Origin of the sequence: Brotocaccenecus cirricatena (genome assembly GCF_020687045.1) — a bacterium.
In the GTDB taxonomy this organism is placed as follows: Bacteria; Bacillota; Clostridia; order Oscillospirales; family Oscillospiraceae; genus Vescimonas; species Vescimonas cirricatena.
Window position 1 is genome coordinate 1 of record NZ_JAJEPW010000121.1, and the last position, 2825, is coordinate 2825.

Sequence of the window (2825 nt, forward strand, 5' to 3'; positions counted from 1 at the left end):
CAAAGGCTCTCGTATGCCGTGAGCAGGAAGAGGGCCGCTTTGTTCCGGTCAGACAGACGCCAGCAGCGTTCCCGCCAGTATGTCCATCTTCGCCGGTGGGCATTGGACAGGAAGAATTGAGGGTTTCTTTCTCTGAGTTGCTGATGCATCCGTTTTCGGAACTGCGGCCCCATAGAGGGTGCGAAGCAGTCCCGCATGAACGCATTCATCTCCAGTACACCTGCTTCGATCCGTTCCTCCAGACAGGTGCATTCACACAGGCGGCACGGATGCTTGCGGTCATAGTTCTGGCAGTATTCGCACGCCACATCTTTGGGCGTGTAATGAAATGGGCTGCGGTATATCCCACCGCCTCTGGGTTTTTGACCGGGCTGAGACATCATCAACTGCTCCAACGCCTGCAGCGGCGTGTCTCGCATGAAATAGTACGGCATAAGCGAACTCCTCTCTGAAATGAAAAAAGGGCCGGAATCTTATTGCCAAGACTCCGACCCGTTCCGTTTGATATTACATTGTCTGTTCCTGTGTGGCTTGTTCCAAGGCTTCTTCCTGCTGCCGGATTCGCTCGTCCAAATCTGGCACACACTCCTCAATCTGCTGCTGAACACTGCGGATCATTTTTTCCTGCTCTCCCGTGAGTTCAAAGAAATCTCCGTCTACAGAGTCCGCACAGCAGCGATAAATCTCAGTCATCTGTTCTGGGGTGAAAAGCCGTTCCTTTTGAATCAGCCCAGAGCGGATGGCAAAGTCCTGTTTAGCTCCTGCATAGTTCTCCATGAAATAGTGACCATGACATACACCTGTGTGCCCATAGGCCCAATCCCATGTGACGAAGTGGACTCCGTACTTGCTCTGAACTCCAGCCAGCACAGTGCCATTGAAATCGGCCAGCACCTTGTAGCCGTCCTCTAAACCATCGGCTTTCAAAACGGGCGCTGTCTCCATCTGGCGCATATATTCCGCTGTGTTTCTGACGATCTCATACACCTTGTCCTTGGCGGCGATTCGCTCCGGCTCGTCAATATCCTTATTGCGGTAGGCAATACCGCCGCTCTCGGTCACTTCGCACAGCGGCGCACCGTCAAGCAGGATACACAGCCTGTCAGTGTGAACTTCGTCCAACTGGAAACCCTCCTTGGCAAGGACGATTCCTGCTTCTCTGAGGTAACAGACCTTTTCTTCTGCGCTGATGCTCATATAGCTCCTCCCATGCATAAAAAATAAGGCCGGAGCGATCATGCTCCGACCTACAAATGCAGGCGCTGCGACCAGCGCCCTTTTTGAAATGAAAAAGGGCGCCGCTTTCTTAGTCCGTCAGGACCAACAAAACGACGCCCAAATCTTTATGATTCTTTTTTGAGAAAAATACCGCTGCCAGCCGGAAAAACGCCGCTGAAAAAGGGCGCTGGCTGAACGCATCTGCCCGAAAAGGGAAAATGCCCGGTTCGAATCGGGGCAGACGCCCTGAAACAGCGATTTGCATCTATGGTTTGAGAGAAGAAATCCGGGCTTGAAAAAGCCCGGAAACGGTTGATGCGCCTGACTTTTCGCCAGACGCATCTATACCGTTTCGTTAATATGGTACGCCCGACTGGATTCGAACCAGCGGCCTTTAGAGTCGGAGTCTAACGCTCTATCCAGCTGAGCTACGGGCGCATATTCACTTTCGACTCAAAGGATTATAACAGGTTTTTCCCGAATTGTAAAGGAAAATTTTAAAAAAAGATTGTTAAAAAAGTTGACAAGTATAGGCGTTTGTTGTACAATACCCATAGGCTATGTGGAGAGGACCCGGCGGAGGGGATAAACCGCCGGTTGTTCTGGTAAGAAGAGGAAGATTCTATGAAAAAGCAAAAAATTTCTGACGCAGTCATCCACCGGCTGCCCCGGTATTACCGGTATCTGGATGACCTGTACAACAAGGGCGTGGTGCGCATCTCGTCCAGCTCCCTGGGGGACAAGATGGACATCACTGCCTCCCAGATCCGCCAGGATCTCAGCTGCTTCGGCGAGTTCGGCCAACAGGGGTATGGCTACAACGTGGCGGAGCTGCGGGCCGAGATCGGCCACATTCTGGGCATCGACAACGGCCACCGGCTTATCATCATCGGCGTGGGCCATCTGGGCCATGCGCTGCTGCAGAACTTCGATTTCGAAAAGGTGGGCTTCCAGGTGGACTCCGCCTTCGACGTGTCCCCTGCGTTGGTGGACACCCAGATCCGGGGCGTCACCATCCGCCCCATGGACCAGCTGGCGGAGTATGTGGCCCGCTACCAGCCCAACGTGGCGGTGCTGACGGTGCCCCAGAACGTGGCCCAGCCCCTGGCGGACCAGCTTATCGACCTGGGCATCCGGGGCTTCTGGAACTTCACCAACGTGGAGCTGTCCACGGAGGTCCCCGGCGTGTTCTTTGAGGACGTCCACTTTGTGGACACCCTGCTGACCCTGAGTTACCGCATTTCCCGCGGCTGACCGCACCTTTCCCCGGCCCCGGCATACTATGGGAATGAGACCCCACCACGGGTCCACATTCTTCATAGGAGGCTAACATTTATGTGCAATCAGGGTTCTTCTTGCTGCTGGTGGATCATCATCGCCATCATCATCCTGTTCCTGCTGTGCGGCAACTGCGGCAGCTGGGGCTGCGGCAATAATAACAACAACAACGGCTGCGGCTGCGGCTGCTGACCCTTGGCCCCCGGCCGGGGGATAAAATCTGCACTTTCATCAGAGGCGGGGCCTGCAAGGGAGGAACTGGACCAGGTGGTGGAACCCTTTGTGCAGGCCAAGCGGCAGACAGGACAGTGGACACAGGAGGATGAGGC

Annotated in this window: 5 protein-coding genes and 1 tRNA gene; 2 read left to right on the forward strand and 4 right to left on the reverse strand. The window is 54.6% G+C overall.

Annotation, left to right across the window (positions count from 1 at the left end; all coding sequences use genetic code 11):
• The 4 genes from LKD37_RS17135 to LKD37_RS17150 form a co-directional block, all read right to left on the reverse strand.
• On the reverse strand, nucleotides 1–434 hold a 434-nt coding region (locus LKD37_RS17135; protein ID WP_370686887.1), incomplete at its 3' end, for a hypothetical protein.
• A gap of 73 nt (nucleotides 435–507) precedes the next feature.
• A complete protein-coding gene (locus LKD37_RS17140; protein WP_302930276.1) occupies nucleotides 508–1197 on the reverse strand; it encodes a hypothetical protein in 690 nt (229 codons plus the stop codon).
• Between the two features lie 117 nt (nucleotides 1198–1314).
• Nucleotides 1315–1560, reverse strand: coding sequence for a hypothetical protein (locus LKD37_RS17145; protein ID WP_302930277.1), 246 nt, complete (start codon nucleotides 1558–1560; stop codon nucleotides 1315–1317).
• Nucleotides 1561–1579: 19 nt separating this feature from the next.
• Nucleotides 1580–1656 (reverse strand) — tRNA-Arg (locus tag LKD37_RS17150).
• Nucleotides 1657–1842: 186 nt separating this feature from the next.
• On the opposite strand from LKD37_RS17150, the gene LKD37_RS17155 reads away from it, so the two are divergent.
• Both LKD37_RS17155 and LKD37_RS17160 read left to right on the forward strand, forming a co-directional pair.
• Nucleotides 1843–2472, forward strand: a complete 630-nt coding sequence (locus LKD37_RS17155; protein ID WP_302930278.1) for a redox-sensing transcriptional repressor Rex — start codon at nucleotides 1843–1845, stop codon at nucleotides 2470–2472.
• Nucleotides 2473–2553: 81 nt separating this feature from the next.
• Nucleotides 2554–2688 carry a hypothetical protein gene (locus LKD37_RS17160; RefSeq protein WP_302930279.1) on the forward strand — a complete coding sequence of 45 codons (135 nt, stop codon included), beginning with the start codon at nucleotides 2554–2556 and terminating at the stop codon, nucleotides 2686–2688.
• Nucleotides 2689–2825 lie beyond the last annotated feature (137 nt).

Excerpts from the sequence above, each read along its gene's own strand:
- LKD37_RS17140 (WP_302930276.1), bottom strand. The coding sequence starts at position 1,197 with ATGAGCATCAGCGCAGAAGAAAAGGTCTGTTACCTCAGAGAAGCAGGA.
- LKD37_RS17145 (WP_302930277.1), bottom strand. The coding sequence starts at position 1,560 with ATGCGTCTGGCGAAAAGTCAGGCGCATCAACCGTTTCCGGGCTTTTTC.
- LKD37_RS17155 (WP_302930278.1), top strand. The coding sequence starts at position 1,843 with ATGAAAAAGCAAAAAATTTCTGACGCAGTCATCCACCGGCTGCCCCGG.
- LKD37_RS17160 (WP_302930279.1), top strand. The coding sequence starts at position 2,554 with ATGTGCAATCAGGGTTCTTCTTGCTGCTGGTGGATCATCATCGCCATC.